Here is a 24204-nt window from a genome sequence, read left to right as displayed (position 1 = left end):
CTTTGCGGGGGTCTCCCCTGAGGCGTGGCGGCATTGGCGGAAGGTTGTGCCGAGGCTGTCGGCAAAGTCCGGCAAGAAAGCTCGCTTTTCGGCGGGCGAAATGATCGCGCTCGCCGTGGTGTCTGCGGCCGTGAGCACGTTGAATGTTGGCATCGCGGGTTTGGCCGATCGCTGGGACGAACTGTTCGCCCTATGTGCGCAGCAGCGGCCCAACAGCCTGCGTTCAACATTCGTGATCGTAACGGCCGAAAAGGTGGAGTTGGTCGATGCCGATCAGCTCAGTCGCGAACGGCCGGCCATCGTTATTCCCTGTGAACCGATCGTCAACCGGCTATGGACGGCGGCGTTTTCCAGTGTGGTGGAGCAGTCGCAAGCACCTCTTCCGTTTGCGCCACAGGCCATCGGCGGAGCAGCACGATGAGCGGACTGCTCGACAAGCTCGCCAGTCTTCTCGGGTATGACGGCGATCCCGGCTACATCCGCGCCGACGCATTCGCCCAACAGCCGAATCACCGCCATGCACTTCGGCTCGCGGCGCAACTCATGCACGTGCGGGCCGCATTCGGCCTCTGGACAGGGCGGGAAGGCGCGCTGCTTGGCCCAGACCGCGCACGATTTACACCCCTCGTATATATTGCTGAAGTCGCGAATTCTGAGCAGGCCCAGCAGGTGCATCGCAGCGTCTGGAGCCAAGGTCTTGCTCCTTATCTGCTTGCTGTATCCGCTGACCACGTATGGATTTGCCAGGGCTTTGCATTCTCCTCCACGGACTGGGCTCGACATGCCTTCGAGATCCCTCTTGTGGCTTCAAATGATCCGGATGGGCTCGTTCAGCACCCAGCGCTGAAGCCGCTGCTCGCCAAGACGCTACGAAGCTCTCTCGCATGGCGTGACGAGGCTCGCACGGCCGACGAGTTCGTCGATGAACGGCTATTGCGATCGCTCGCGAACCTATCGATCGCATTCTCAAACGCGACACCATCGCGTCGGGCAATCGAGCCGCCGGTAATCAACGCACTCATTGCCCGGCTCCTCTACTTCTATTTTCTCGTCGATCGGCGCTTCATCACCAAGGAGCGCCTTGCAGACTGGAAACTGACGGGGATCAGTCTGGATGAAAACCACGATTGGTCGCTAGAAGATACCAAGATGTTGTTTCGGCGCCTCGATGAGATCTTCAATGGCAGCATCTTCCCGATGCCATCAGCCTATGCTGATGCCTATGATGCCACGCATCTGAATTTACTGCGGCGGGTTTTGCGGCATCGCGCGGAGTTGGGCTCCCAGGATGTCTTGCAGCTCAGCTTCCTTGACTACGATTTTGCTACCATTCGCACCGAGACGCTTTCTGCGATCTACGAGATGTTCCTCAGAAACGAGGATAAGGAGGCAGGCAAGCGCTACGGGGCATTCTACACCCCCCCGTTTCTAGCGGATTACACGCTGGATCGTCTGGAAGACCAAACGGCTCTGGATTCGGCGACGCGTGTACTTGATCCAGCCACCGGATCGGGAGTGTTTCTCGTTGGTGCATACCGGCGGATCGTGGAGGCCTCGCTACCCAGCGGCGAGACGCGCCTACCACTCGACGACCTCCACAGGTTGATGACCGACAACATCTTTGGTGTCGAGCTGAACCCAACCGCATGCCATGTGGCCGCCTTCAGCCTCTACCTGACGATGCTCGATTATGTCGATCCGAAGGAGGCGGCGGACTATACGCGCTGGCCTGTCCTCGTCGGCCGTCCACGGCTATTCCCGCCGATGCTGAAGGGTGATTCCGATCGCAAAGCCAACATTAGGGCTGGAGACTTCTTCTCGGACGCTTCCGAGGGAATCCGCTGTGATGTGGTCGTCGGCAACCCGCCGTGGGTCCAATTGAAGAACCTACGCAGCCCTGAAGCCGAGGACTATCTGAAACGATCACGCGCGCCGATTGGTGACAAGCAGGCGGCCGAGCTATTCCTGTGGAAGGCTTATCATGACCACCTCGGTGAAGATGGCGTGCTCGGCTTCCTACTCCCGCAGAAGAGCTTGGTCAACGTCTATTCGGACAAGTTCACACAGGCTCTGCGAAACAACTCTGAGTTGATCGGCATCGCCGATCTTGCCCATCTTCGCTATGTTCTGTTTCGTCGCTCGGCGGCGCGAACGGCCGGAGCCGTGGAGAGCAAGTCCAAGCGCGGCGCGCGCCAAGCGACCGCCGTGATTCTGCTGCGCAAGGCTGTTCCCCAGTCAGGCCATCGGTTCTGGCTCTATCGTCCCGTCCGCTCGACCCAACCGGCCAGTCGGAGTGGACGGCTCTGGACCCTTCTCCACGACTGGACGCAAGTGCTCTGGCAGGACGTCGTCGGGCTGAGCGACGCCGGCTGGCGGCGGCTCTTCACCTGCTCGCCCGTCGATCGCCGGGTCTTGACCAAGCTTGATCGTCAGATCGTTTCCGGCCGGCTGCGCTCGCTACGGCACCTCGATCAGGCGATCGGCCTGCAATTTAAGATCGAGGTCGATCAGAATCTCGACAAGCGTTTTGTGCTCAGCAGCGATCCGCGACAACCAACTTTCTGGCGACGCCAATTAGGGCTGGACCGCTCCTTGGTGCCGGATACCAGCGCCGTCCCGCTACCGTCTTCCGAACTGGGAAAGGCCCACCCGCACTCGCTTCCGTTCCTGATGGGCAATGTCGTGCTCATGCCGAGGAGCTGCGAGACGGCACAGTTCGTCGAACAGTGTGTCGCGACCAGCTTCTTTATTGTCGGATGCTTCCCCAAATTTGCCGGAGCGCCGCTGCCAGCGCGGCACCGCATGTTCCTCGAAGCCCTCGCGCGGTACATGTCGACCCGGATGTTCCGATATCTATGCTTCGTCAACAGCCGGCGGATGACCATTGACCGGGCCAACACGGAGCTATCCGCCGTTCTCGAGCTTCCCTGGCCCTTCGGCGATGTGGATGCGAACGATTGGCCTGCGCTCTTGAACCTCACCAATCCAGAGCGTGAGGTCCTCGTGTGCGAGCGATTGGGCCTCCCACCGCTCTACCGTGATCTCGTAGAGGAATTCACGACGTTCCGAGAGGCTTTTACCGATGGTGGGACGCCGACCGACGCGATGCGACCCAGCGACACAAACGAGATCAATGCCTATCTCGCCGTCATGCTGCACGAGCTGGATGCCGGGCGCCAGCGCTACGCAGTGAGCGCGGTTCCGGTTGCAGATGACCTCTTGGCCGCAGTTGTGGAATATAAAGGCAAAGCTACCACGGCAGGGGGTTACTCGGACCAACTCGCCCGCGCCGCCGCTGAAGCCTACGCCACACAAGGCGCCAGCACGCTGACGCAAAGCCGCTACCTCTGGCATTCGCGCCAGATGATGGCAAGCGTTCTGCTCAAGCCACGCGAGCGCATGCACTGGACGCTGGATCGAGCCTTTGCGGACGCAGATCTTGTCACGGCTGCGGCGATGTCGGGCTATAACAGCAAAGAGGCGGTATGACGGCCACGATCTCCCTGGAAGAATGGCTGGTCGACCGTGGTCTGACACCGCAGGAGGCCGACCTCTGGGCGGATTTCATCGCCGACGCGCTGGATTTAATCGACGACGGGCATGCACTCTTGCGTGAGGCTTCGGAATGGAACTCGTTCTTGGGAGGCTGCGTGAAGCCCGTCCCGACCGAGCCGGAGATAACCTCAGGCCTCGGCGATCGGATGCGTCGGCTGCGGAACGAAGCGCCGATCGATAGCAATCGCGATCGTATCCAAGTCAGCTACGAAAGTCCGACGCCCGGAGATGAGCGTCATGGTATCCGCAAATCCAAGGCGGACTTTCGCTTTGAGAAGAAGTTTGAAGCCGGGTTCGCCGCCGAATTTGTCGTGGAGGCAAAACCACTTCGCGCTGCTGCGGACATTGCCGGCCGCTATATGGCCGCCGATGGCATCGGGTGCTTTCTCGACAGGTCTCCACCTTACTCGCGTGAGTTCGCGGCCGGGATGCTGGGTTACGCCTATACGCAGCCCTCGACGTGGATTCCAGCGCTTGCCACTTCTCTGTCATCGGGGGCCTCGGCAACCCGCAGCGGCCATATTCAGGTGGCGCGTGGCCGGTCGGCTCTCGTCTCCGATCACCCGCGCACCGCGCTTGAACTTGAGCCGGTTACGGTGCTGCACTCAGTTCTCGATTTCGCCTAGGGCAGCTTACGTGATCGCTGTGGCCGTCCTGAATGGCCGATTTTGGCGCATCGCGGAAGATCACCGATCTGGATGCCAGAAATGAGGGCGTTCCTGCAAAGCGATGTTAACGGACAGAATGCGTCCAAACTTCAATCACCGGGAGCTCCCAGCTTTCAGTCTTGAGCTGGCCCCGCCAAGCCTCTGTGCAGTCCTTCCGATGCCGGCGAACCACGGCATGCATACGGACCTGCTCAACCGCGGAGATCAGATAGGACCAGTGCCGGCTGGCCGCTTCCGAAAGACGCGCAATCACCGTGCCGTCAGCGCTCAGCACCGACACCCGGTCCGTCGGCGAGCGTGCCGCCCGCAAGGTCACCGCGTCGCCCGGCCGCAGGGCCGCCATCACCCGGTGAACGGGCGCCGTTGCCGGCTGGCGGCCGGCAAAGTCGATGTGCAGGTCGCCGAGCCCGAGCACGGTGCGCTGGCGGCGGAGCACTCCGTGGTCGGCGCGCCCGGTGTCGGCGCAAGCAACGCGGCCGACGCCGTCGAGCAGCGGCAGATGCGGATTCCTCACATCCGCACGGCGCATCAGACACAACGTCTCACGCGCCCGCGTCATGCCGACGTAGAACAGCCGTCGCTCCTCCTCGTTGCTTTCCGCGGGAGCCCTGTCCGATGACCGTCCGTCCCATCCCCCGTCGAGGAGGATGACGTGCCGGAACTCCAGCCCCTTTGCGCCGTGCAGCGTCCCGATGTGGATGCCGGCGCCGGTCGAGCGTTCGCGGCGCAGCTGGGACAGCCCTTCATACAGGGCCTCGCGCACCGCTTCCGGTTCCGCCGCCCGCCCGGCGCTCGTCGTCGCCCAGCCGCCGAGCAGTTGCTCCACCAGCGTCCACCAGGGCGAGGCGCCCATCTCCTGGCGCAGGGCGGCCAACTGCGCCTGCAGCCATGCCCCGTCGACCCGTGCGGTCGCCCGCTTCAGTCGGTCGAGGAAGGTCACCACCTCGCGCAGCCGGTGCAGAGGAAACCGGTCGGACGTGGTGTCGTAGGCGGGATCGCAGGGAATGCCGGCGTGGTCGCACAACGCGTGGAACGGCGCCAGAACGTGGCGTTGACGCGCCAGCACGGCGAAGTCGCTCCACGACGTGCCGGAATGTCGAGCCCGCCGCCGCTCGATGACGTCCAGCGCCGTACCGATCTGATGCGCGATGGTCCCCACCTCCAGGACCCGCACGGGTTCGCCCGCCGGGGCCTCGGCCCGCGCCCGGTCGATGCGGATGGGGTGCTCGGTCTTCATCCGGTCGGTGTTGTGCCGGATCAACGTGTTCGACGCGGCGATCACGGCGGCGGTGGAGCGGTAGTTCTCCACCAGATGGTGAACCTCCGCCGCGTAGTCGGCCTGATACCGGCGGATGAACGCGACGTCGGCGTGGCGGAAGCCGTACACCGCCTGGTCGTCGTCCCCGACGGCCATCAGCGCGATCCGCGCTTCGGCGTCCTTCTCCTGGCGGCCGGCGATGGCGGAGACGAGGTCGTACTGCTCCTCGTCGATGTCCTGGTATTCGTCGATCAGGATGTAGCGGTAGCGCGCCAGCAGCCGCTCCCGCACGTCCTCGGCGTCGAGGCCCGGAAAGGCGCTTTCCCCGCGCAGAAGTGCCGTGGCATCGCCGATCACCCCGGAGAAGGGATCGGCGGGCGCGCTGTCCGGCCGGTGCTCCAGGCGCTCGGCAATGCTCGCCCCGACCAGACGCATGGCCAGCGCGTGATAGGTGTAGGCGTCGATCCACCCGGCCTCGTCGCCGATCAGGGCGCGCAGCCGCCGGCGGATCGACAGGGCGGCCGCGTGGTTGTAGCACAGCACCAGGATCGCCTGCGCCGGCACCCGCAGCACCCGCAGCAGGTAGGCGCAGCGGTGGACGATGACGCGGGTCTTCCCCGACCCCGGCCCGGCCAGGACCAGCAGGTTGCGCCCGACCGGGGCGGTCACGATCGCCTGCTGCGCCGGATTGGCGAGGTCGGTGACGATGCGGGCGTAGCTGTCCGCCGACACCGGGCGGGCCAGTTCGGCGCGCCGGCCCGGAAAGTGGCGGGCGAGCAGCCGGTCCTCCGGCAGGGCGAAGTAATCGGCGGCGAAGGCCGCCGCCCGTTCGGGGCTGGTGAGCCCCAGACGGGCGTATTCGCCCATGGCGTGGATCTGGAAGGTGCGGCCGGCGTAATGGCGGGCCAGCGGTTCATGGTCGTCGTTGGTGTAGCGTCGCCCCCGCGCCGCCTCCGGCAGCCGCAAGCTCAGACCCTGGCGGAACACCGACAGGCCACCTTGCAGCAGGATCACCTTCCAGTCGTGCAGCATCAGCAGGGCCGCCTGGACCGCGGCGACCGGATCGGACACCTCGGTGGCCAGCGTCAGGTCACCGGTCACCGCCTGGGCCAACTCCTCGATGGCGAAGGGCACCACCGTCTTGCCCGCGCCGTCCGCGGCCCGGCCGGTCGCCAGCAGACGGTCGAGCACCAGTGAGGCGACCGCTTCCTGCCGGCGCAGGCTATCCTCCAGGCCCTGCCACGTTCCCGACAGCTTCAGGCTGTACCGCCAGCGTGCCACCGTGGCGAGACGCAGGCGCGCGCTGCCCTGACGGTTGGTGTCGGACAGCGTTTTCAGCAGCCGCAGAACCACTTCGGGCTGGCACTCGGCACAGCCGCGGTCGCGCAGCCGCTGGGTGGCCGCCGTCAGCGACAGGCACAGCTCCTCCCCATCCGGCGCCTCCTCCCGCAGCGTCGCCAGCAGGGTGCGGGCCGCCGCGGAGAACTGGGCCAGGACACGGCGCGAGGCGTTGACGCCCGACGGCCGCACCTGTGCGGTCAGCACGGTCCCGCTCTCGATCAGGCCGTGGCCGGCCATCGCGGTCAGCACCGTCAGCACCTTGGCGGTCGCCTCCTGCGGCGGGCCGGCGGTGTCGGCCGCCAGGGGATCGAGAGCGGCCAGCGTGTCGACGGTCAGCGGGTGCTCTTCGCTGGGATCGGCGGCGACCGCCACCAGCGTGCGGAAGATGGCCATCCACTGCGCCACCGTCGCCGCGGGCAGACCCAGACGCCCGATGGCGGTGCGCGCCTGCTCCAGCGACAGCGGCTTGGGCCGCGCGGTGATGACGGAGGTCCGGTTCTCGGACCGGATGACCAGCCCGGCGCGCTCCAGCCAGGACAGCGCCGTCTTCACCTTGGTGTCGGCGTCCGAATCGTCGGCCGCGAAGCCGAGGTCGAGTTCCGGATCGGCCACCAGTTCGCCCGCGGTGGCCACCACCTCGTCCTTCCCCAGCCGCTGCGACAGCCGCCGCACGCCCCGCAGGATCTGGCCGATGTCGCGCCGCCGCAGCTCCGACCGGGCGGCGAGGCGAAACTGGTCCTCCAGATCGTCGGGATCGAACAGCAGCACGCAGGTCGCCGGCAGCCCGTCCCGTCCCGCGCGTCCGGCCTCCTGCGTGTACGCTTCCAGGGAGCCGGGCACATCGGCGTGCACCACCAGCCGCACGCTGTCCTTGTCGATGCCCATGCCGAAGGCGTTGGTGGCGCACACCACGGGGATGGAGCCGCCGATGAAGCCGGCCAGGACCTCCGCCTTGTCGGCGGCCTTCATCCCGGCATGGAAGGCGGCGGCCGGCCAGCCGTATCCGGCCAGCGCATCCCGCAGGTCTTGGGTGCCGCGCCGGGTGGCGGCATAGACCACGGCGCAGGCCGACGCTCCGCCCTGCCGGACATGCTGCTCGAGCAGGGCGGCGATGCGCTCGACCTTCTCCGCCGGCGTGATGCTCTCGACGGTGAAGGTCAGGTTGGAGCGCTCGGCGCCCCCGGCGTACAGGTCGAGTTCCTGCCCGAGCCGGTCACGGATATGGCTGCGGATCTCCTCGACGACCTCGTGCTTGGCGGTGGCGGTCAGGCAGGTGACGGGCGGCGGCGGCGTGCCCTGGCGTTCGGCCAGTTCGGCGATGAAACGTGCGGTGTAGAGATAGTCGGGGCGGAAATCGTGGCCCCACTTGGACAGGCAGTGCGCCTCGTCGAACACCCAGGCGCCGATCTCCCGCTGCTCGATGGTGCGGACGACCGACGGGTTGCGCAGCTGTTCGGGGGACACATAGAGGAGCGCGACGTCGCCCTGACGCACGCGGTCCATCACCGCGCCCCGCTCCGGCAGGGTGAGCGCTCCGTAGAGCGCGGCCGCCGCCGCTGGCCGGCCGGTCTTGCTGCGGAAATTGTCCACCTGGTCCTTCATCAGCGCCTGCAGCGGCGACACCACCACGGTCAACGCCCCGGTGCGCTGGTGGCGGGCCAGGGCCGGCACCTGGAAGCACAGCGACTTGCCGCCGCCGGTGGGCAGCACCGCCAGCGCCGGCCGCCCGGCGAGGCCGGCCTCGACGATGCGTTGTTGCAGGCTCCCGCCGTCGGGCGCGGCCGGCTTGGGCCGGAAGACGTCGAACCCGAAGGTCTCCCGCAGCCAATGCGTCGCGCTGAAGGCGGTGCGGCACCACGCGCACGAGGGGGCATCGCACGGCGTATCGCGCAGGTTGTGCAGCAGCGCCCTGACCGCCGGGTGCTGATGGCGCACCCAGGCGGGCAAAACCGAGGCGCCGCCTGCCACGCCGAGCCACGCCAGCGCGTGGGCGAAGGCGAGGCGCGCCACGGACGGTTCCAACTCGGCCGCAGCGAGGCGGGCGGACGCGGCCGTGCACACGCGTGCCGTCGCGCACTGCATCCACAGCGTGAAGGCCGCGAATGCCGTCGGCGGCAGGGGGGCGCCGCACAGGCCGAACAGGTCGGCCATGCCGCTATGGCCTGGGCCAGACAGCGCGAAGCGGTGGAACGCGGCAGCGTCCGGCGTCTGCCGCACCAAGCGGACAAAGGCATCGATCTCGTCGCGCAGCACCGCCCGGCACAGCCGGGCGTCGGCGACCGGATCGTTCACCGCATCCTTCTCGAGCTTGTAGCCCTTGATCAGCCGGTGATAGGGGTTGGCCGGGAAGGCCAGCGGTGAGAGCACCAGTGTGTCCACCACCGGCAACGTCCATGCGGCCAGTCCCGGCAACGCGTCGCGCAAGATCGGCAGGTCGTGCGCCAGGATGTTGTGGCCGGCGATGCGCTCGGCGCCGCGGACGAATCCGTCCAGTCCAGCGGAGGCGAAGGACCTGGAACCACGCTTCTCCCATCGGAAGATCCGGTCGTCCAGCACCGCACCGACCGCATTCAGGCGCCCGCCACGGTCGGCTTCGACGTCGATGAACAGCGTCTTTGCCAGATAGGTGTCCACGCTCGCATCGGACAGCGGGGCGCGGGATTGCCGTTTCCTGAGGAGCGCGTCGAGAGCTTGGGACAGCAAGGAGGAAGTTCACTTCAAAGGCGATGCAACCGTCGCGAAAACTTCTACAGCGTGCGGATGCACAACCACAACGACGTTTTTCCGCTTTGTCTTTTCGGCGGCGATCCGGATACCCGGAATGATGGATTTACGGGAAACCGGCGGCCTGTGAAAACGAACTGCCGGATTATGCCTCAGGACGTGGTCCGTGTGGGCAATGGCACCGGTGGCGACCGGGGCGATCCGACCGGCCGGTAGGTCCGGCGGGGTGACGGCGGGAATGGGCGCGCGTTTGGTGCGCCTCAATTCCCACTATGGTTCAGCCCCGCCGGCGGCTCGGCGCCTTTGCGGAGGCGGACGCCGACACCTTCGCCATTGCTGGGGATGAAGATAACGCCAGCCGTCTCGAGCGTGTCCTTCAGCGCCCGCAGAATGGCCGGTATGGGTGTGCGTCCACCTTTCTCGAAATGCGTGATGGTGCGCAAGCTCACGCCGCTCGCCTCGGCAAGTTGCTGCTGGGTCATGTTCACCAGACCGCGGGCGGCGCGGCATTGGGCGGGCGTCAGGTTCATGTGCCGGATGGTAAGCGGGTGCGCAGAAAGCGCAAGGAAACGAAAAATACGCTTGCGTGTAATACGCATAGGTGCGCAAAATACGCACTTGAATGGAGATGTCGGAAGCTTTGCTTCGCTTAGGCATGCCGCGGGTGCCCTGGCCGGCAGGCCCGAGCCTTTGTGCGAGTCGGGCGCCGAAGCGACACTGGCTGACCCAGCCGGAATGGGGAGGAGCGACCGTGCCACGGGAATCACGCACGCCAAGAGCAAGGACGAGCAAGGCGGGCCGCCGCGCCACCCTGTCCGCGGCGACCCAGGTCCTGGACGCTGCCCTGGATGGGAATGCCGCGGAGCCTCTCCTCGTTCTCTGGAGGGAATGGCGGGCCGCCTTTCCTCTGTCGGAGCGACTCTGCCGTGAGTCGCAGCGGCTGGAACGTCAACTGATCGACCGCATCGGCTTGCCGGCCGTCGAGATACCGATGAACGATCCTGGACGGCCGATGGTCCGGGCAACGGATCCGCGCCAGATCGACCGGGTGCTGGGCACGGCCCCGGCGACATTGGCGCAACGCCGCCGCCTGAAACGCGCTCTGGGGGCGGCGCGTGCCCGTTGGAACGCCGAAGCCGCTGCCTGTGGGCTCACGGAGGCCATCCGGTCGGAGGTTGCCGCCGACCGCCGCGTCGATGAACTGCTGCGCATCGCCGCCGCGACGCCGGCCCACTCGCTGATGGGCGCGATCGCCAAGCTCGCCGTCATCGAGCAATGGGGAGAGCGGGAACCGGAGGGCGACGATCTTCCCTGGCCGTTTCTGCGCGGCGTGTTGTCCGACCTCGTTACCCTGGCAGCGGAACTCCAGAATCCAGCGCCGCCCGGCTGAGCCGGTTGCCGACCATGGCGCGACAATCACAATGAGCACGGCGTTAATCAGGATGAAAATGGAATACCGCCATCGTGACGAAGGTCGGGCGTACCGCCGCGCAGTCTGAGAAACAAATTGCCGTACTGCCAGACTTTCCAGGGCGCATTGCACTATGGCTGTTCAGAGTGCTTCTATGCTGCCGGCTCCAGCAACATGGACGGTGGGACACCGAGCGCGTCGGCCAATTCCTTCAGCACCGTGATCGTCGGGTTGCGGGCGCCGCGCTCGATGCCGCTGATGTAGGTGCGGTGCAGCCCCGACTCGAAGGCGAGCTCCTCCTGCGACCAGCCGCGCGTGCGCCTGATCCGCTGAACGTTGAGCCCGACCTGCTTGCGGATATCCATCCGGGCAGCTAGCCCGCGTGTAGCCTATTGGTCTACAGACTATGAGTAACATTTTCTTGAGAGCATGCGCGCTACGGTCCATGCTGCACAGCCGGCACGCGAGAAAGGGCATGGTCGCATCCCGTAGCCGAAGGCGCGATGCAGGAGTAGACTTCATGGACGTCGTATCAGAGGCGAGACACAAAGGGCGTGGTCGCAGGCCGAAGGCTGGGACCGGCTTGGACACGGTGGATACCCACGTGGGTGGACGGCTGCGGCTGCGCCGCACGCTGCTCGGCCTGTCACAGACCGAACTGGGCCGGAGGGTCGGCCTGACCTTCCAACAAATCCAGAAGTACGAGCACGGCGCCAACGGCATCGCCGCGTCACGGCTCTGGCAGTTGGCGGATGTGCTCGACGTGCCGGTCAGCTTCTTCTTCGACGATATGCCGGATGCGGCGCCCCGTGCCTCTGAGCCGCCCGATCTCGAAACGCCACCGATGGGGCGGCGGGAGACGCTGGAACTGGTGAAATGCTACTACCGGATCAAGGACACGCGCGTGCGCCGGGGGATCTTCGATTTGGTCAAGGCGACGGTGGGCGCGGTCGAGGGCGTGGTCAAATGACGTTCGTCTCCTGCGGCCGATCCTTCTTGAACCGAACCCCTTCACCGCTGCCGTTCTCTGGGATGAACTCCACGCCGGCAGCCTCCAGCGCGGCACGGATCGCGCGCAGGGTCCGGACATTGAGCTGGCGCTCAATCTCCCGCTCAAAGTCGGCTACGGTCTTCGTCGAAACCTCCGCAGCCTGCGCAAGGCTCTGCTGGTTCATCCGCACCAAAGCCCGCCCAGCACGACATTGCGCGGGGGAAATAACATTATTCTTGGCATCAGTCATTTTTTGTGGTGTCATTATCAATGTCATTTTGCATCATATCAGTTGCGTCGAAAGCCGCAAAGGAGGTGACGTGTCTCCAAGGACGCGAGCGCCGAAGATGAGTCGCGCATCCCGGAGAGGGAGCATCGCTGCCGCTGCTCGTCTACTGACCTCTACTTTGAGAGAGAGTCAGGACACCGACCCACTCATCCTGCTCTGGAAGGATTGGCGAGAAACCTTTGCCTCCTCGCAGCGGCTGTGCCACGAGGCTCAGCGCTTGGAACGGGAATTGGCCGAGAAGATCGGCTTTCCCCGTGTCGAGATCCCCCTCGATGGCCCGGGGCGCCCTTCGGTCGTCGCCACGGACGCCCGCCAGATCGACCGGGTGCTGGGGACAGCACCGGCCACCCGCTCCCTGCGCCGACGGCTGAAGCGCGACCTTGCCGCCGCGCAGGCGCGCTGGGACGCCGAGGCGGTGGCGGTCGGTCTCACCAGTGCCATGGAGCGGGAGGCCGCCGCCGACCGGCGGGTGGACGAGTTGCTCCGGACCGCGTCCCGCACGCCCGCACGGTCGATCCCCGGCGTGATCGCCAAGCTCGCCATCGCCACCGAATGGAGCGAGCTGGAACCCGACGCCGACGGCTATCCCTGGGACTTCATCCGCGGCGTTCTCGCCGACCTGACCGCGCTGACCGCAAAGGAAGCGTAGCGTGCTTCGTGCCTCCTCCGCGTCTTCGGCAAGTGATCTCCAAGAGAAAACCGGATAAGGTCCGCAACCATAGGAATCATGTTCGGGCGCGAGAGTCAGGATCCTTTGACGGCCAACATACGAAGCCTCGTTGCCGCGCTGGTCGGATCGGCGGTCGCCGTCACCATCATCGCCGTGAGCGCCACCATCATCATCGATCACCGGACCACCCGCCTGCACGCGGAGCGGGAGCTGGACCAGCGCACCATCCTGGTGGCCGAGCACGTCCGGGCGGTGATCCGGACCGACGTCATGCTGCTCGGGCGGGTCGCTGACCATTTCGCCGGCCGGCCGCTGCCGACCCCCGAAGCGGCGGATGCCGACCGGGAGGCCCTACGGGCGATGCTTCGGGACGCCGACGGTGTCGATTCCCTGTGGGTGTACGATGAGCGCGGCGACGCGGTGTTCTCCACCGCCGAGGAGAGGCTGGGCCGCCTCAGCGTGGCGGACCGGGAGTATTTCCAGGCGGCCAGGGCCGGCGAGCGGCTGTTCCTCAGCCCGCTCATCTGGGGGCGGGTGACCGGCGGCTTCTTCTTCGTCGTGTCCCGGCGCCTGGAGGATCCCTCCGGCACCTTCCGCGGCATCGTGGTGGCCGGGGTGCCTGCCGACCGGTTCGCCGACTTCTACCGCCGCATCGCCGGCGATGAGAACGCCTCGGTCGCCATCCGGAAGCTGAACGGCGATGTCGTCGTGCGTGCTCCGCTGCCCGCCGCCGAGCCGCCCAAGGGCTGGCCGGAGGGCTCTTATGTTCATGAGCGCTTGACCGAGGAGGCGGGGGTCTATGAACACGTTTCCCCGATCGACGGGGTCGCGCGCCTGTACGCCTTCCGCCGCCTCGACCCGGAGGGGCTGGTGGTGATCGCCGGCCGGCCGCTGGACGCGCTGTTCGCCCCCTGGTGGTCGCGGACCCTGCTGGTCTGGGCGGTGGGCGGCGGCGGCGTGGCGCTCAGCCTGGCGCTCAGCGTCCTCGTCCTGCGCGCCGCGCGCCGCGAGGCCGACGCCCTGCGCGACGCGCTGCGGGCCGTACGCGAAAGCGAGGAGCGCTTCGACATGGCGGTGGCCGCCACGGCGGACGGCATCTGGGATTGGGATCTCCGCACCAACAAGGTCCGCCGGACGGCCCGGATGAAGGCGCTGTACGGCTTGGCCGACCACGAGATGGGCGACGACTCGCGGGAGTTCTGGGACCTCCTGCACCCGGACGACGGCCCGGTCCTCCGGGCCGCCGTGCAGGCGCACCTGGAGCGGCGGTCGGAGCAGGTCGAGGCCGAATGTCGCGTGCGCCACAAGGACGGCTCCTGGCGCTGGCTGTTCGTCCGCGGCCGGGCGCAGTTCGGTGCCGACGGGGAGCCGCTGCGCATGGTCGGCATGATGACCGACGTGACCGAGCGCCGGGAGCGCGAACTGCTGGTGCAGGCCGCCCACCGGGCGGCCGAGGCGGAGAAGGACCGCGCCCGGTACGCCGCCAACCACGACCCGCTGACCGGGTTGCCGAACCGCGCCTACCTGACCGAGCGCCTGACGGCTTTGACCGGGGCGGCGGCGGACGGCGCCCGGCAGGCAGTGATGCTGCTCGACCTCGACGACTTCAAGGCGGTCAACGACACGCTGGGGCACCCCGCAGGCGACGAGCTGCTGCGGATCGTCGCCGGCCGGCTCCGGAGTTGCCTGCGCGACGGCGATTTCGTGGCGCGGCTGGGCGGCGACGAGTTCGCCGTGCTGGTTCCGTCGGCCTGCGGGACGGCATGCGGCACGCTGGCCCTGGCCGAGCGCATCGTCGCGACGGTGGGGCAGAGTGCGGTCATCGCCGGCCGGCCCGTGCGGGTCGGCTGCTCGGCCGGCGTATCGGTGTGGGCGGCCGCCGCGCTGGAGCCCGAGGAGGCGATCCGGCAGGCGGACGTCGCGCTGTACGAGGCAAAGCGCACCGGCAAGAACCGGGTGGTGCTTCAGGGATGCGGGGATGCTTCACATCCCGCTTGCGGCAGCGGTGCGGCCTGATCAGCCGCCGCCGACCCGTCGCCTGTTCCGGCGACGCCTTCACCCTGCGTTCTTCGGTCGCCGGCCGGTTCGGCCGAGCCCCCGCGCCTTGGCGAACGCGGAGCGGGCCGCCGCGTAGTTCGGAGCGGTCATCGGATAGTTGTCCGGCAGGTTCCAGCGCGCCCGGTACTCCTCCGGCGTCATGCCGTAGACGGTTCGCAGGTGGCGTTTCAGCATCTTCAGCCTCTTGCCGTCTTCCAGGCAGACGATGCAGTCGGGCGTCACCGAGCGGCGGATCGGCACCGCCGGCTTCCGTTCAACGTGCCGCGGTTCCTCGGGCGTACCAAGGGTTTCCAGGATCCCGCGTACGGTCGCGATCAGGAGCGGCACCTCATCCACGCCGACAGGGTGGTTTCGGACATAAGCGGCCACGATCCTGGCAGTCTGTGTGATCACATCGGTCATGGTTCGGAACGCTCCGCGTTGGCGTTGCACGGGACGGTATGGAACGGTTCCGGCAGCCAAGAATCCACAATTTCATAGTGGCTGTGTGGTTCTCGATCATCTTGCCGGCACACCGGCCCCCGATGCGGTCACCGCACCCCAAGCAGGTTTCGGAGGGCTGTCAGAACCGGTTGGGGGCCGACCGGCTTGACCATGATAATGGTGCCGGCCGCCGCGCCGCGCAGGTCCGCGAAGCTGCTGGGGTCGGGGGCGCCCGTCATCACGATCACCGGCAACATGGGGTGCTCGGCCCGCAGCACGCGGATCAATCCCTGCCCGTCCAGGCGGGGCATCTGGAGATCGGTCAGCAGCACGTCGGCGGGATCCCTGGCCTGAAGGGCGAGCGCTTGCTCGCCATCGTGGGCGACGGTGACCCGGTAGCCGGCCTCTTCCAGGATGGAACGCAGCGCCTAGGCGACCAGCACCTCGTCGTCGGCGACGAGGACATGGACGGGTGTATCGCTGGCCATGGTGGTTGTCCTCATGCTTATCCGCGTATGATATTCCGCGCCGGCTGCACGCCGGCCGCACGCCGGCGGTCACCGCGTCACCCCCGTTCGGGCCGACCATTGAGCGCCGCCAGGACACCGCCGAACACCGTCTCGCCGCGGTCTCGCCGGAGGACGGCGAGCAACGCACCATCGTTTTGAGCCGATACATCCGGCAGAGGTGTCGGTTCGACCGGGCCGTGGTCTGCATGGAGCGAGGCGTTGGGAAAAGAAAGTGATGAGAGGTTTCGGCCATCTACTGCCAGCCGCCTCCGGCAATGAAGGCCTGCACGGTCCGCAGATCGCCCTGCCAGCAGCCGGTGTACGGCAGGGGCACGCCGAAGCGCGCCGTCTCGTCGTAGATCAGCTCCTTGATGGCCGCCGCCTGCCAATAGCTCTCCACCGCGGCGGGCAGGTCGGTGGGCGTCAAGGCGTCGCCGTCGTTCATGCACCGGTCGTAGCGCGTCACCAAGGCGGCCAATTCCCAGACACGCCGCATCGCCCTGTCCTCCACACCGTTGTCGGCTTTTCCCAGGCGTTTGTCGCCGCGCGCGGCTGGACAAGGCCGGTGACGAGGCGGGACGGCGATGCGGCCCCTCCCTCGCCACCCTGCGGCCGGGAAAAGGCGGCGGATCGCTGCAGCCGGAGAGTGTATCCCCTTCAGGCCTCTGATGCGACTAAAATAGTCGTTTTTGTAGCGGCGGGCGCGAGCATCGGGAATGTGATCTGCAATGATCACACCCAGGCAAATACGGGCGGCACGGGCGCTCCTCGGCTGGACCCAGGAGACGCTGGCGGATACGGCTCTGGTCGCCTTGACCGCCCTGAAGCGGCTGGAGTCGGACCGCCTTGATGTGCGGGACACGACCCGTGATGCCGTGCGCAAGGCGCTGGAGGAGCACGGCGTCATCTTCCTGTCGTCGGCCCGCGGGCTTGGCGTCATGCTGGTCGATCAGCCGGAAGGCATGCCGGCCGCGCAGCAGGACGTGTCCAGTCCGTCGCGGCAAAAGCATGGTTGACCCGCTCATGGTTCTTCGGGATGCGTTCCGCGATGGCCCACGAGAACGCGCTTGATCGTGTCCCAGCTGCCGCTCCTGCTGTCTCAAAGGGTGCCGCGGTCCTTCGTTACAAATGAAACTGGCGCCCGCGCGGACGAGCCCGCGCGCCGGGCTCTCGTGAATCGAGCCTCCTGCGGAGTCTCGAGTCTGACGACCGTCGATCCCTGGCGCATCTCCCGCGACGTGCCTTCCTCCTGCAAGGCTGGCGACGGCAGGAGCCGCTTCCGGGTGCAGGGCGACTCCAACCACGGCGGGAACGTCAGGAGCCCCCGACGACGATCATCACCGTCAATCTTTGGCGCTTTCCCGTGGCGATCATCCGCCGCCGGCCGTCTCCCGTGCCAGGAAGTTTCAACTCCTGATCGCCGCAGTGGTTCATGGGGCTTCGTCGCTGTCCATGCGGACGCCCGCGGCTTCGAAGGCCCGCCGGAGGCTGCCCGGCACGTAGCCCCGCGACGAGCCCCTGCCGAGTTCGAAGGCGCGCACCGCCGACACCGACAGCGTCGCTTTCTCGGCGAGAGCCTCCTGCGACCATCCCAGCTCACGCCGGAAGAGCCGGCACCGCTCCGGGGTCATGCATCCATCTCCGCCCAACCGCTCCATCGGGCGACGCTATCACGGCGGGTGGGAGCTGTTGATGGTCCTTCTCCCGGACCGAGGCCATGTGACTGGGAAACGCGGCTATTTCCGGCACGGTTGCATCCGGCATTGCGCTGCGGCGCCGTGAGCGGTGTTGTCTCCGGCTGAACGGCTCGCGGCTCGACCACGGCGGCCTTTCCTGCTGGCGACCCTGACGCCGGGTGTGGCTGCGGAGCAGCCCGACCTCGATCCCGCAACGGCCGGGGGCCGGCCTTCTTCCCCGCCGTGCTCGGCTGCGCCTGTGCGCGGCTTCCTCGCGAGGCAAGAAGCCCGGCCCCTGGCCGTCCTCCGCTGCGCTGCGGCCCTTGCGGGTGCGGGCCGGTCGCCCGGCGCCCTTGTGATCGCCATCAAGGCCGCGGTGGTCGCGGTCGAACCCCGCAGGAGAGGATCATGGCTCAGATCGGCACCTTCACCCGCAACGACGACGGCTCCTTCACCGGCACCATCAAGACGCTCACCCTCAACATCAAGGCCCGCTTCGTCCCGGCCGCGAAGGACAGCGACAAGGCTCCCGACCTGCGCGCCCAGAGCAACGGGATCGAGATCGGTGCCGGGTGGCGCAAGACCGCCAAGGAGACCGGCCGCGACTACCACTCGGTCAAGCTGGACGACCCCAGCTTCCCGGCTCCGATCTACGCCAGCCTGGTCGAGGTCGACGGCGGCTACGCCCTGATCTGGTCCCGCTGAGGCCGGCCACCGGTTGCGGCGCTCCATCCGAGCGCCGCGGCCGGCTCCGGGCCACAACGGACGTGCTGGAATGCGACAAGCGACCGCCGCGGCTCATGATGGCCGTGATTGCCGTGCGACTGGGGGGCGGGGCGAGACGGGGAGGCCCCTGTGCTCCCGAAAGTCCGTCTGTCTCTTCGGACGTCCCAGCCTACCATGCCGGGGCGGCCCGCCTCGAGGACGAGCGGTCCCCCCAAAAGGCTGCGCCTTTTGGGGGGACCGCTCGCCGGCACGCCGGTCGCCTGCGGCGATCCTCGACCCGGACCGCCCCGGCATCGTGACGCCCCCTCGTCTTCAAAACCAGAGGAGGGACCGATGCTCACCATCCACGACCAAGTCCGGGAACTGCGGGCCGAGCTGGCGTCCTGTGCCCTGACCCGCCGCGAACGCGCCCAGGCCCGGGCCGAACTGGACCGCCTCCTCGCCCGGCAGGCGAGGATGGACCGCGCCACCGACGCGCTGGTGTTCGTCAAGGAGGCGTCGCCCGCCTGAGGCGGCGTCGTGCGTCGTGGCCAGGAGGCTCGTTGCGCGGCCGGAGGCCGCCTGCTGGTGTCGTCGGCTCCCAAAGACGCGAGCGGGGCCGATAAATCAGCAGTCGGCCCCATAATTCTGCGAACATGGCCCCTAACCGTGCGACTGGTGGCCCTTTATTTTGCGACTGGCGCATAAGCAGCTCGACGTCGTGGCGCGCTGATGTGGCGTCGGACCCATGCGCAGAGGGTGCACGGCACGATGCCGGCCGCATCGACGGCCAGTTCGACCGGCCTGCCGTCGCACACATCGGCCATCCATCTGTCCGGCGGTGCGCCAGTGATTCTCCTCCATCTCCACCGGTCGCCGCCATCGGGCGCGCAGCTCCTTCCTACCCGGATTTACGGAGAACCGGCGATCCGGATGTCCGGCTGTCCGCCGATCCGGGACTCCGGATCGCCGTGAACACGGGAATGCACTCCCGGCCACTGCCCGGATTGACTGGCATACGCCAAAAAAGTCTCGCACCTCTCCCGGAAATCGTTGGCATCGCCAACTCTTTCGCCCCAAAAGCAATGGTGGCGGAAATGTGGCGTCCTGCCCACGTATGTCGTCACGCACCGCCGTCACCGTCTTGGGTGGGGCCGGCCAGTTCGGAGAGGAAGGGGTGATCGGGGGGCAGCGCCAGCAGATCGCCGGGGAGCACCTTCAGCGCCCGCGCCAGCCGGCCGAGCGTCACCACGCTCGCCTTGTGCTCGGCCCGCTCGATCTGGCCGACGTAGCTGCGGTCGATGCCCGAGATATGGGCGAGCTCCTCCTGCGTGATGGCGCGCTCACGCCGCAGGCGCCGGATGTTCGCGGCCAGTATGTCGGGAAGGTCCTCCATCGCCAGGATGGAGCCCCATTGAGGGAAAAGTCGCCACGGGATACATATACCATTCGGTCGTCGGCCCATGGCCGACGGGTGGTCTCCAACACCGAAGGGAAAGGAGCCTGCGCATGAGGAAGCCGCGCATCGACGCGCCGGTGTTCGACGTAGCGCCCACCGGCGAAACGCTGACCGACTACGACCGGCTGCATCTGGTCACCTACCTGCGCCTTCTCGACGCCGCGGCGGACGGCGCCGACCCCGACGAGGTCGCCCGGATTGTGCTGCGCATCGACCCGGACGAGGAGCCCGAGCGCGCCCGGCGTGCCCACGCCAGCCATCTCGCCCGCGCCCGCTGGATGACCGAAAGCGGCTACCGCCACCTGCTCGTTTCGAATTAAGCCGTCATCGCCATCCCACCCGTCCGGCATCGCTGAACACCGGCTGGGCGGCTCTTTTCCTGTCCGATCAAGCGCTTCCACCCCTTTCGATCGGGGTGTGCCGGTTGCATCGACCCCCCGATACGCCGCACCGGCCTACCGGTGCGTTTGGCGCTTCGCAACCTGAGCGTTTGGATGCGCATCCGTCCCTTCATCCACGACGAGGACGGTTTCATGACAGGCACGAGAGACTGGCGGTCCGCCGCCGCCTACGCCGACACGGCAGCGCTGCCGGTGGCGGGCTGGGCGTGGGAGTTCCTGCGCCGCAATCCCGAGTACAGGGCCGCGACGCGGGCCGCCGTACCGCGCTCGGCGGAACACGCCGCCGTGGGCCGGCGCTGGGGGTTGTCCTTTCGCCGAGGACCCGGACCGGACCGCCCACGACACGGCGATCTTCTGGACGCCGGACCTGCTGCCGGACCTGGTGCGGCTGATTCCGGTTCCCATGCAGCCGATCCCCGTGGCTCCGGACGCTGACCCGCTGGCCGGGCCGGGGCGGCGGGCCGTGTTGCCGACGCCGGACGGTTTCCACGTGGTGATCGCCGACGGCGCCCGCGAGCGGCGCTTCCTGGTCCTGGCGCCCGACCTGCCGCCACCGGGGACGCCGTTGTGGGCCACCGTGGCGTTCGACCGGCCGCGGGCGCCACAGGTCGCCGGGATCGAGCGGCTGGCGGCGCTGATGGCGGGCCGGCCGCCGATGCCCGAGCTGACGCCCACCCAGACCGGCCTGCTGCGCCACGCCCTGCAGGCGCTCGACGCCGCCCTGGCCGGCGCCAGCCTGCGCGACACCGCCGAGGCGGTGTTCGGCGAGCGGCGGGTGGCGGCCGACTGGTTCCGCTCCAGCCCCCTGCGCGACCAGGTCCGCTATCTGGTCCGCCGCGGGCGGCGGCTGATGGCCGGCGGCTACCGCGAGCTGCTGGCCGGCCGCCTCGGGCGCGGCCAGCGGTAGACCGCTCCGGGGAGGGAGGGGCCGGGGGACTCCGGCCCCTCCGATCTTTCCCCTCCCCGGCGCTTTCGTGTTTCCGCGAGCCTTCCGCCATCGCGCACCGCCGCTCCCGGCGGCGCGCTCCGGAACACGGAGGCTCGACCATGCACGACAGCACCGACGACCTGCCGCAACGTTTCCTGCGCACGGCCGAGGCCGGGCGCTTCCTCGGCCTGTCCGGCCGGACGCTGGAGAAGCACCGCGTCTACGGCACCGGCCCGCGCTACCGCAAGATCGGCGGGCGCGTGGTCTACGCGCTCGACGACCTGAAGGCCTGGGCCGACCGCGGCCTGCGCACCTCCACCTCCGACCCCGGCGCCAGCGCCGTGCGGCCGGCCCGCCGCTGAGGGGAGGGGAGTATGGACGACCCTCGCTTTCCCGCCCGCCGCACCGACATCGCGTTGCGCGACGTGGCCGACCTGATGGTCTGGCCGTGGTTCAGCCTCGCCAAATCCCCACGCCACGCGCCCATCACCTTCGAGCAGGGGGCGGTGCGCATCCGGGTCGAGCCGGCCGGCGACCTCGGCATCGCCACCCTCTGGGACGCCGACGTGCTGGTCTGGGCGGCAAGCCAGCTGACCGAGGCCCTCGACGCCGGCCGGACGCCCAGCCGGCATCTGGAAACCCCGGCGTATCAGCTTCTGCGCTTCCTCGGTCGCGGCGTCGGCCGGCACGACTACGCGCTGCTGCGCGCCGCCTTCGACCGTCTGGCGGCCACCCGCGTCGAGACCACGCTGCGCGCCGGTCCGCAGGGACCGGCCCGCTTCCGCTGGCTCGACGGGTGGGAGCCGACCGGGGCCGGCGTCCGCCTGACGCTGCCGGACTGGCTGTTCGCGGCGGTGTGTGAGCGCCGCGTGCTGACGCTGGATCCCGGCTATTTCGACCTCACCGGCGGGGTGGCGCGCTGGCTGTACCGGCTGGTGCGCAAGATGGGCGGCCGGCAGCGCGGCGGCGGCGCCATCGGGGTGCGCCGCCTGCACGCCCGCAGCGGCAGTCCGGTGCGCCCGGCCGAGTTCGCCCGCCACATCCGGCGGATCGCGTCCATCGGCCTGCCGGGCTATCGGCTGTCCATCGAGCGGGGCGGTGGCGAGGAGCGCCTGCTGTTCTCCCGAGCGCGACCCTTGGCGAACCTGTCCACAGCCCCCTGTGGACAACCTGTGAATGATGTCGGGACATCATATCTATCGGAAAACGGGAGATCACCATGCCGAGTCGCGGGGGAACACCACCCCGACTCGGAGTCAAGCCCTTGTTCCGCCTCACCGATTCGCCCCTATAACTTATATAACTTAAACAATAACAGACTCTTGGCGGCTGACTCCTCGACTCCTCCGCCTGTGGATAAGTCCTCCGGAGCGGGGAGGGCGCCGCGATGATCGTGGCCTTCCTCAACCAGAAGGGCGGCGTCGGCAAGACGACGCTCGCCCTCCACCTCGCCGGCGAGCTGACCCGGCGTGGCCATCGCGTACTGCTGATCGACGCCGACCCCCAGGGCTCGGCGCTCGACTGGGCCGAGCAGCGCAACCGCGAGGGGCTGCCCCGGCTGTTCGCCATGGTCGGGCTGGCGCGCGAGACGCTGCACCGCGAGGTGCCCGACCTGGCCTCCGGGGTCGAGCACGTGGTGATCGACGGGCCGCCGCGGGTGACGGCGCTGGCGCGCTCGGCGATCCTGACTGCCGAGCGGGTGCTGATCCCGGTGCAGCCCAGCCCGTTCGACGCCTGGGCCTCGGCCGAGCTGCTGCGCCTGCTCGACGAGGCGCGCGGCTGGAAACCGGACCTGACCGCGCGCTTTCTGCTGAACCGCTGCATCGCCCGCACCCGGCTGCTGGCCGATGCCCGTCGCGAGCTGGCCGGGGTGGTGCCGCCGGCGATGGCGACGTCGGTCGGCCAGCGCGTCGTCTTCGCCCGCTGTGTCCGCTCCGGCCGGCTGGCCTTCGAGAGCGAACCGGGCTCCACGGCGGCGCTGGAGATCGCGGCCCTGGCCGCCGAGCTGCTGGGGACCGGGCCATGAGCGGGGAGCGGATCGGCTTCGGCGCCCGTCCCGGTGCGCCCGACGCCTGGGTGCGCCGGGGCGAGGGCGGGCCGGCCAAGGCGGAGGTCTACACCGCGCGGCTGACGGTGGACATCACGCCGGAGCTGCGCGGGCGGATCAGGATCGCCGCCTTCCGCCGGGGCGTCACCATGGCGGCGCTGCTGCGCGAGCTGCTGGAAACTCGCTTCGCCGGGGAGGAGGGGGCATGATCGCCGCCCTGGTCAACCTGGCGCCGGGGGTGGGCCGCACCACGCTGGCGGTCAACCTGGCCGGCGAGCTGGCCTTGCAGGGCAAGCGGGTGGCGCTGCTCGACGTCGATGGCGCCTCGGGCGTGCGGGAGTGGGCGGGGATGCGCCGACGCAACGACCTGCCGGCCCTGTTCGACACCGTCACGATCACCAGCGCCCAGCTGCGCTGCGGGCTGTGGGGGCTGGGCACCAGCTTCGACCATGTGGTCATCAACACCCCGGCCCGTTCGCCGGCAGCGGTGCGGGCGGCCCTGCTGGCGGCGGAGACCGTGCTGGTGCCGACGCTGCCGGACCGGGAGGCGGTGGGGCGCTGTGCCGCCACGATGCAGCTGGTCGTCGAGGCGCTGGCGGCTGAGCCAATGCTCAGTGCGTCGCTGGTGCTGACCCGGGCGCCGGAGGGGCTGCTGGTCGAACCGGGCACCGAGGCGAGGGTGCTGGGGCTGCGTCTGCCGGTGTCGGCGGCGGTGGTGCGGCAGCGGCTGGCCTTCGCGACGAGCCGGAGCACCGGGCTGCTGGTGCCGGAGCTGGAGATGGCCGGGCGGGCCGAGGCCGATGTCCGCGGCCTCGTCTCGGAGGTCTTCGGCCTGGGATCGGTCCCGGTGGCGGGCTGATCGGGCAGGGCGGCGGCCTGCTTTGCCCCCGGAGCGAAGACATTCGCACAACGGCGCGCAAAGACAGGAAATCGGACAGTGTGTCCAAGCTTCGGCGGGCTTTCGTGAGGGCATGCGGAAGAAGAGAAATCAACGGTCAGCAAGATAAAGGGGCGGTTCGCCGTCGTTCGTGGCCGTTGATTTCCTTATAGTTTTCCTGTGTACGCGCTTTACTGGGCGAACATTGGCGAAC

Annotated in this window: 27 protein-coding genes; 18 read left to right on the top strand and 9 right to left on the bottom strand. The window is 68.1% G+C overall.

Going from position 1 to position 24204, the window contains the following annotated elements; genetic code table 11:
- Positions 1-100: 100 nt before the first annotated feature.
- Genes J2851_RS33285 through J2851_RS33275 form a run of 3 tightly spaced genes read left to right on the top strand, consistent with a single transcriptional unit; the run spans position 101 to position 4181 of the window.
- Entirely contained in the window at positions 101-421 is a 321-nt protein-coding gene (locus J2851_RS33285; RefSeq protein WP_209772647.1) for a hypothetical protein, read from the top strand.
- Complete coding sequence (locus J2851_RS33280; protein ID WP_209772643.1) at positions 418-3489, top strand: HsdM family class I SAM-dependent methyltransferase; 3072 nt, start codon at positions 418-420, stop codon at positions 3487-3489. Before J2851_RS33285 ends, J2851_RS33280 begins: the two co-directional genes overlap by 4 nt.
- On the top strand, positions 3486-4181 hold the full coding sequence (locus J2851_RS33275) for a hypothetical protein (RefSeq protein ID WP_209772640.1): 696 nt from the start codon (positions 3486-3488) through the stop codon (positions 4179-4181). Before J2851_RS33280 ends, J2851_RS33275 begins: the two co-directional genes overlap by 4 nt.
- Positions 4182-4287: 106 nt before the next feature.
- On the opposite strand, the gene J2851_RS33270 is transcribed toward J2851_RS33275, so the two are convergent.
- Positions 4288-9456, bottom strand: a complete 5169-nt coding sequence (locus J2851_RS33270; protein WP_209772637.1) for a RecQ family ATP-dependent DNA helicase — start codon at positions 9454-9456, stop codon at positions 4288-4290.
- Between the two features lie 350 nt (positions 9457-9806).
- The gene (locus tag J2851_RS33265) at positions 9807-10076 is read right to left on the bottom strand and encodes a helix-turn-helix transcriptional regulator (RefSeq protein WP_209772634.1); all 270 of its coding nucleotides are present in this window, start codon (positions 10074-10076) and stop codon (positions 9807-9809) included.
- 221 nt (positions 10077-10297) lie between these two features.
- Between J2851_RS33265 and J2851_RS33260 the strand changes: the two genes are divergently transcribed.
- Complete coding sequence (locus J2851_RS33260) at positions 10298-10936, top strand: hypothetical protein (protein ID WP_209772631.1); 639 nt, start codon at positions 10298-10300, stop codon at positions 10934-10936.
- A gap of 173 nt (positions 10937-11109) precedes the next feature.
- Here the strand turns inward: J2851_RS33260 and J2851_RS33255 are convergent, their stop codons facing one another.
- Complete coding sequence (locus J2851_RS33255; RefSeq protein WP_209772628.1) at positions 11110-11322, bottom strand: helix-turn-helix domain-containing protein; 213 nt, start codon at positions 11320-11322, stop codon at positions 11110-11112.
- A 155-nt stretch (positions 11323-11477) separates the two neighbouring features.
- On the opposite strand from J2851_RS33255, the gene J2851_RS33250 reads away from it, so the two are divergent.
- Complete coding sequence (locus J2851_RS33250) at positions 11478-11927, top strand: helix-turn-helix domain-containing protein (RefSeq protein WP_209772626.1); 450 nt, start codon at positions 11478-11480, stop codon at positions 11925-11927.
- Here J2851_RS33250 and J2851_RS33245 read toward each other — a convergent pair.
- A complete protein-coding gene (locus J2851_RS33245; protein ID WP_307420866.1) occupies positions 11920-12198 on the bottom strand; it encodes a transcriptional regulator in 279 nt (92 codons plus the stop codon). The two genes, J2851_RS33250 and J2851_RS33245, sit on opposite strands and share 8 nt — an antisense overlap.
- A 256-nt stretch (positions 12199-12454) precedes the next feature.
- Here J2851_RS33245 and J2851_RS33240 point away from each other — a divergent pair, with 256 nt between their 5' ends.
- Both J2851_RS33240 and J2851_RS33235 read left to right on the top strand, forming a co-directional pair.
- Positions 12455-12886: a hypothetical protein gene (locus tag J2851_RS33240; RefSeq protein ID WP_246501101.1), complete on the top strand. Its 432-nt coding sequence runs from the start codon at positions 12455-12457 to the stop codon at positions 12884-12886.
- 105 nt (positions 12887-12991) lie between these two features.
- A complete protein-coding gene (locus J2851_RS33235) occupies positions 12992-14923 on the top strand; it encodes a bifunctional diguanylate cyclase/phosphodiesterase (protein WP_209772624.1) in 1932 nt (643 codons plus the stop codon).
- 39 nt (positions 14924-14962) lie between these two features.
- On the opposite strand, the gene J2851_RS33230 is transcribed toward J2851_RS33235, so the two are convergent.
- The 3 genes from J2851_RS33230 to J2851_RS33220 all read right to left on the bottom strand — a co-directional run bounded on the left by J2851_RS33230 (position 14963) and on the right by J2851_RS33220 (position 16393).
- The gene (locus J2851_RS33230; RefSeq protein WP_209772615.1) at positions 14963-15367 is read right to left on the bottom strand and encodes a Ros/MucR family transcriptional regulator; all 405 of its coding nucleotides are present in this window, start codon (positions 15365-15367) and stop codon (positions 14963-14965) included.
- A 128-nt stretch (positions 15368-15495) separates the two neighbouring features.
- Positions 15496-15801: a response regulator gene (locus J2851_RS33225; RefSeq protein ID WP_246501105.1), complete on the bottom strand. Its 306-nt coding sequence runs from the start codon at positions 15799-15801 to the stop codon at positions 15496-15498.
- 349 nt (positions 15802-16150) lie between these two features.
- Positions 16151-16393, bottom strand: a complete 243-nt coding sequence (locus J2851_RS33220; protein WP_209772613.1) for a hypothetical protein — start codon at positions 16391-16393, stop codon at positions 16151-16153.
- Positions 16394-16625: 232 nt separating this feature from the next.
- Between J2851_RS33220 and J2851_RS33215 the strand changes: the two genes are divergently transcribed.
- The gene (locus J2851_RS33215) at positions 16626-16913 is read left to right on the top strand and encodes a helix-turn-helix domain-containing protein (RefSeq protein WP_209772611.1); all 288 of its coding nucleotides are present in this window, start codon (positions 16626-16628) and stop codon (positions 16911-16913) included.
- Positions 16914-17327: 414 nt separating this feature from the next.
- Here J2851_RS33215 and J2851_RS33210 read toward each other — a convergent pair whose 3' ends face one another.
- Positions 17328-17528 (bottom strand): helix-turn-helix domain-containing protein, encoded by a 201-nt coding sequence (locus tag J2851_RS33210; RefSeq protein ID WP_209772609.1) that lies wholly within the window; start codon positions 17526-17528, stop codon positions 17328-17330.
- Between the two features lie 453 nt (positions 17529-17981).
- Between J2851_RS33210 and J2851_RS33205 the strand changes: the two genes are divergently transcribed.
- Positions 17982-18278 (top strand): DUF736 domain-containing protein, encoded by a 297-nt coding sequence (locus J2851_RS33205; protein ID WP_137106478.1) that lies wholly within the window; start codon positions 17982-17984, stop codon positions 18276-18278.
- A gap of 354 nt (positions 18279-18632) precedes the next feature.
- A complete protein-coding gene (locus J2851_RS33200) occupies positions 18633-18809 on the top strand; it encodes a hypothetical protein (RefSeq protein WP_209772607.1) in 177 nt (58 codons plus the stop codon).
- 592 nt (positions 18810-19401) lie between these two features.
- On the opposite strand, the gene J2851_RS33195 is transcribed toward J2851_RS33200, so the two are convergent.
- Positions 19402-19674, bottom strand: a complete 273-nt coding sequence (locus J2851_RS33195; RefSeq protein ID WP_209772605.1) for a helix-turn-helix domain-containing protein — start codon at positions 19672-19674, stop codon at positions 19402-19404.
- 113 nt (positions 19675-19787) lie between these two features.
- On the opposite strand from J2851_RS33195, the gene J2851_RS33190 reads away from it, so the two are divergent.
- From J2851_RS33190 to J2851_RS33160, 8 genes are all read left to right on the top strand, one after another.
- A complete protein-coding gene (locus J2851_RS33190; RefSeq protein WP_209772603.1) occupies positions 19788-20057 on the top strand; it encodes a DNA -binding domain-containing protein in 270 nt (89 codons plus the stop codon).
- A 174-nt stretch (positions 20058-20231) separates the two neighbouring features.
- Positions 20232-20573 (top strand): transcriptional regulator domain-containing protein, encoded by a 342-nt coding sequence (locus J2851_RS36155; protein WP_343206629.1) that lies wholly within the window; start codon positions 20232-20234, stop codon positions 20571-20573.
- Positions 20542-21045, top strand: coding sequence for a DUF2285 domain-containing protein (locus J2851_RS33185; protein WP_209772601.1), 504 nt, complete (start codon positions 20542-20544; stop codon positions 21043-21045). The genes J2851_RS36155 and J2851_RS33185 overlap by 32 nt, the downstream gene beginning before the upstream one ends.
- 140 nt (positions 21046-21185) lie before the next feature.
- Complete coding sequence (locus J2851_RS33180; RefSeq protein WP_209772592.1) at positions 21186-21428, top strand: helix-turn-helix transcriptional regulator; 243 nt, start codon at positions 21186-21188, stop codon at positions 21426-21428.
- A gap of 12 nt (positions 21429-21440) precedes the next feature.
- Complete coding sequence (locus tag J2851_RS33175) at positions 21441-22457, top strand: replication initiator protein A (RefSeq protein ID WP_209772589.1); 1017 nt, start codon at positions 21441-21443, stop codon at positions 22455-22457.
- Entirely contained in the window at positions 22454-23092 is a 639-nt protein-coding gene (parA, locus tag J2851_RS33170) for a ParA family partition ATPase (RefSeq protein ID WP_209772586.1), read from the top strand. Before J2851_RS33175 ends, parA begins: the two co-directional genes overlap by 4 nt.
- The gene (locus J2851_RS33165; RefSeq protein WP_209772583.1) at positions 23089-23322 is read left to right on the top strand and encodes a chromosome partitioning protein ParB; all 234 of its coding nucleotides are present in this window, start codon (positions 23089-23091) and stop codon (positions 23320-23322) included. The genes parA and J2851_RS33165 overlap by 4 nt, the downstream gene beginning before the upstream one ends.
- Positions 23319-23972, top strand: a complete 654-nt coding sequence (locus J2851_RS33160; RefSeq protein ID WP_209772580.1) for an AAA family ATPase — start codon at positions 23319-23321, stop codon at positions 23970-23972. The genes J2851_RS33165 and J2851_RS33160 overlap by 4 nt, the downstream gene beginning before the upstream one ends.
- The last annotated feature ends 232 nt before the right edge of the window (positions 23973-24204 follow it).

The sequence above is a fragment of the Azospirillum rugosum genome (genome assembly GCF_017876155.1).
GTDB lineage: Bacteria > Pseudomonadota > Alphaproteobacteria > Azospirillales > Azospirillaceae > Azospirillum > Azospirillum rugosum.
This window is presented reverse-complemented; position numbering and strand designations above follow the sequence as displayed.

Coding starts and splice junctions, on each gene's coding strand:
- J2851_RS33285 (WP_209772647.1), top strand. CDS start 101: ATGATCGCGCTCGCCGTGGTGTCTGCGGCCGTGAGCACGTTGAATGTT.
- J2851_RS33280 (WP_209772643.1), top strand. CDS start 418: ATGAGCGGACTGCTCGACAAGCTCGCCAGTCTTCTCGGGTATGACGGC.
- J2851_RS33275 (WP_209772640.1), top strand. CDS start 3,486: ATGACGGCCACGATCTCCCTGGAAGAATGGCTGGTCGACCGTGGTCTG.
- J2851_RS33265 (WP_209772634.1), bottom strand. CDS start 10,076: ATGAACCTGACGCCCGCCCAATGCCGCGCCGCCCGCGGTCTGGTGAAC.
- J2851_RS33255 (WP_209772628.1), bottom strand. CDS start 11,322: ATGGATATCCGCAAGCAGGTCGGGCTCAACGTTCAGCGGATCAGGCGC.
- J2851_RS33250 (WP_209772626.1), top strand. CDS start 11,478: ATGGACGTCGTATCAGAGGCGAGACACAAAGGGCGTGGTCGCAGGCCG.
- J2851_RS33245 (WP_307420866.1), bottom strand. CDS start 12,198: ATGACTGATGCCAAGAATAATGTTATTTCCCCCGCGCAATGTCGTGCT.
- J2851_RS33230 (WP_209772615.1), bottom strand. CDS start 15,367: ATGACCGATGTGATCACACAGACTGCCAGGATCGTGGCCGCTTATGTC.
- J2851_RS33220 (WP_209772613.1), bottom strand. CDS start 16,393: ATGCGGCGTGTCTGGGAATTGGCCGCCTTGGTGACGCGCTACGACCGG.
- J2851_RS33215 (WP_209772611.1), top strand. CDS start 16,626: ATGATCACACCCAGGCAAATACGGGCGGCACGGGCGCTCCTCGGCTGG.
- J2851_RS33210 (WP_209772609.1), bottom strand. CDS start 17,528: ATGACCCCGGAGCGGTGCCGGCTCTTCCGGCGTGAGCTGGGATGGTCG.
- J2851_RS33205 (WP_137106478.1), top strand. CDS start 17,982: ATGGCTCAGATCGGCACCTTCACCCGCAACGACGACGGCTCCTTCACC.
- J2851_RS33200 (WP_209772607.1), top strand. CDS start 18,633: ATGCTCACCATCCACGACCAAGTCCGGGAACTGCGGGCCGAGCTGGCG.
- J2851_RS33195 (WP_209772605.1), bottom strand. CDS start 19,674: ATGGAGGACCTTCCCGACATACTGGCCGCGAACATCCGGCGCCTGCGG.
- J2851_RS33190 (WP_209772603.1), top strand. CDS start 19,788: ATGAGGAAGCCGCGCATCGACGCGCCGGTGTTCGACGTAGCGCCCACC.
- J2851_RS36155 (WP_343206629.1), top strand. CDS start 20,232: ATGCGCATCCGTCCCTTCATCCACGACGAGGACGGTTTCATGACAGGC.
- J2851_RS33185 (WP_209772601.1), top strand. CDS start 20,542: ATGCAGCCGATCCCCGTGGCTCCGGACGCTGACCCGCTGGCCGGGCCG.
- J2851_RS33180 (WP_209772592.1), top strand. CDS start 21,186: ATGCACGACAGCACCGACGACCTGCCGCAACGTTTCCTGCGCACGGCC.
- J2851_RS33175 (WP_209772589.1), top strand. CDS start 21,441: ATGGACGACCCTCGCTTTCCCGCCCGCCGCACCGACATCGCGTTGCGC.
- parA (WP_209772586.1), top strand. CDS start 22,454: ATGATCGTGGCCTTCCTCAACCAGAAGGGCGGCGTCGGCAAGACGACG.
- J2851_RS33165 (WP_209772583.1), top strand. CDS start 23,089: ATGAGCGGGGAGCGGATCGGCTTCGGCGCCCGTCCCGGTGCGCCCGAC.
- J2851_RS33160 (WP_209772580.1), top strand. CDS start 23,319: ATGATCGCCGCCCTGGTCAACCTGGCGCCGGGGGTGGGCCGCACCACG.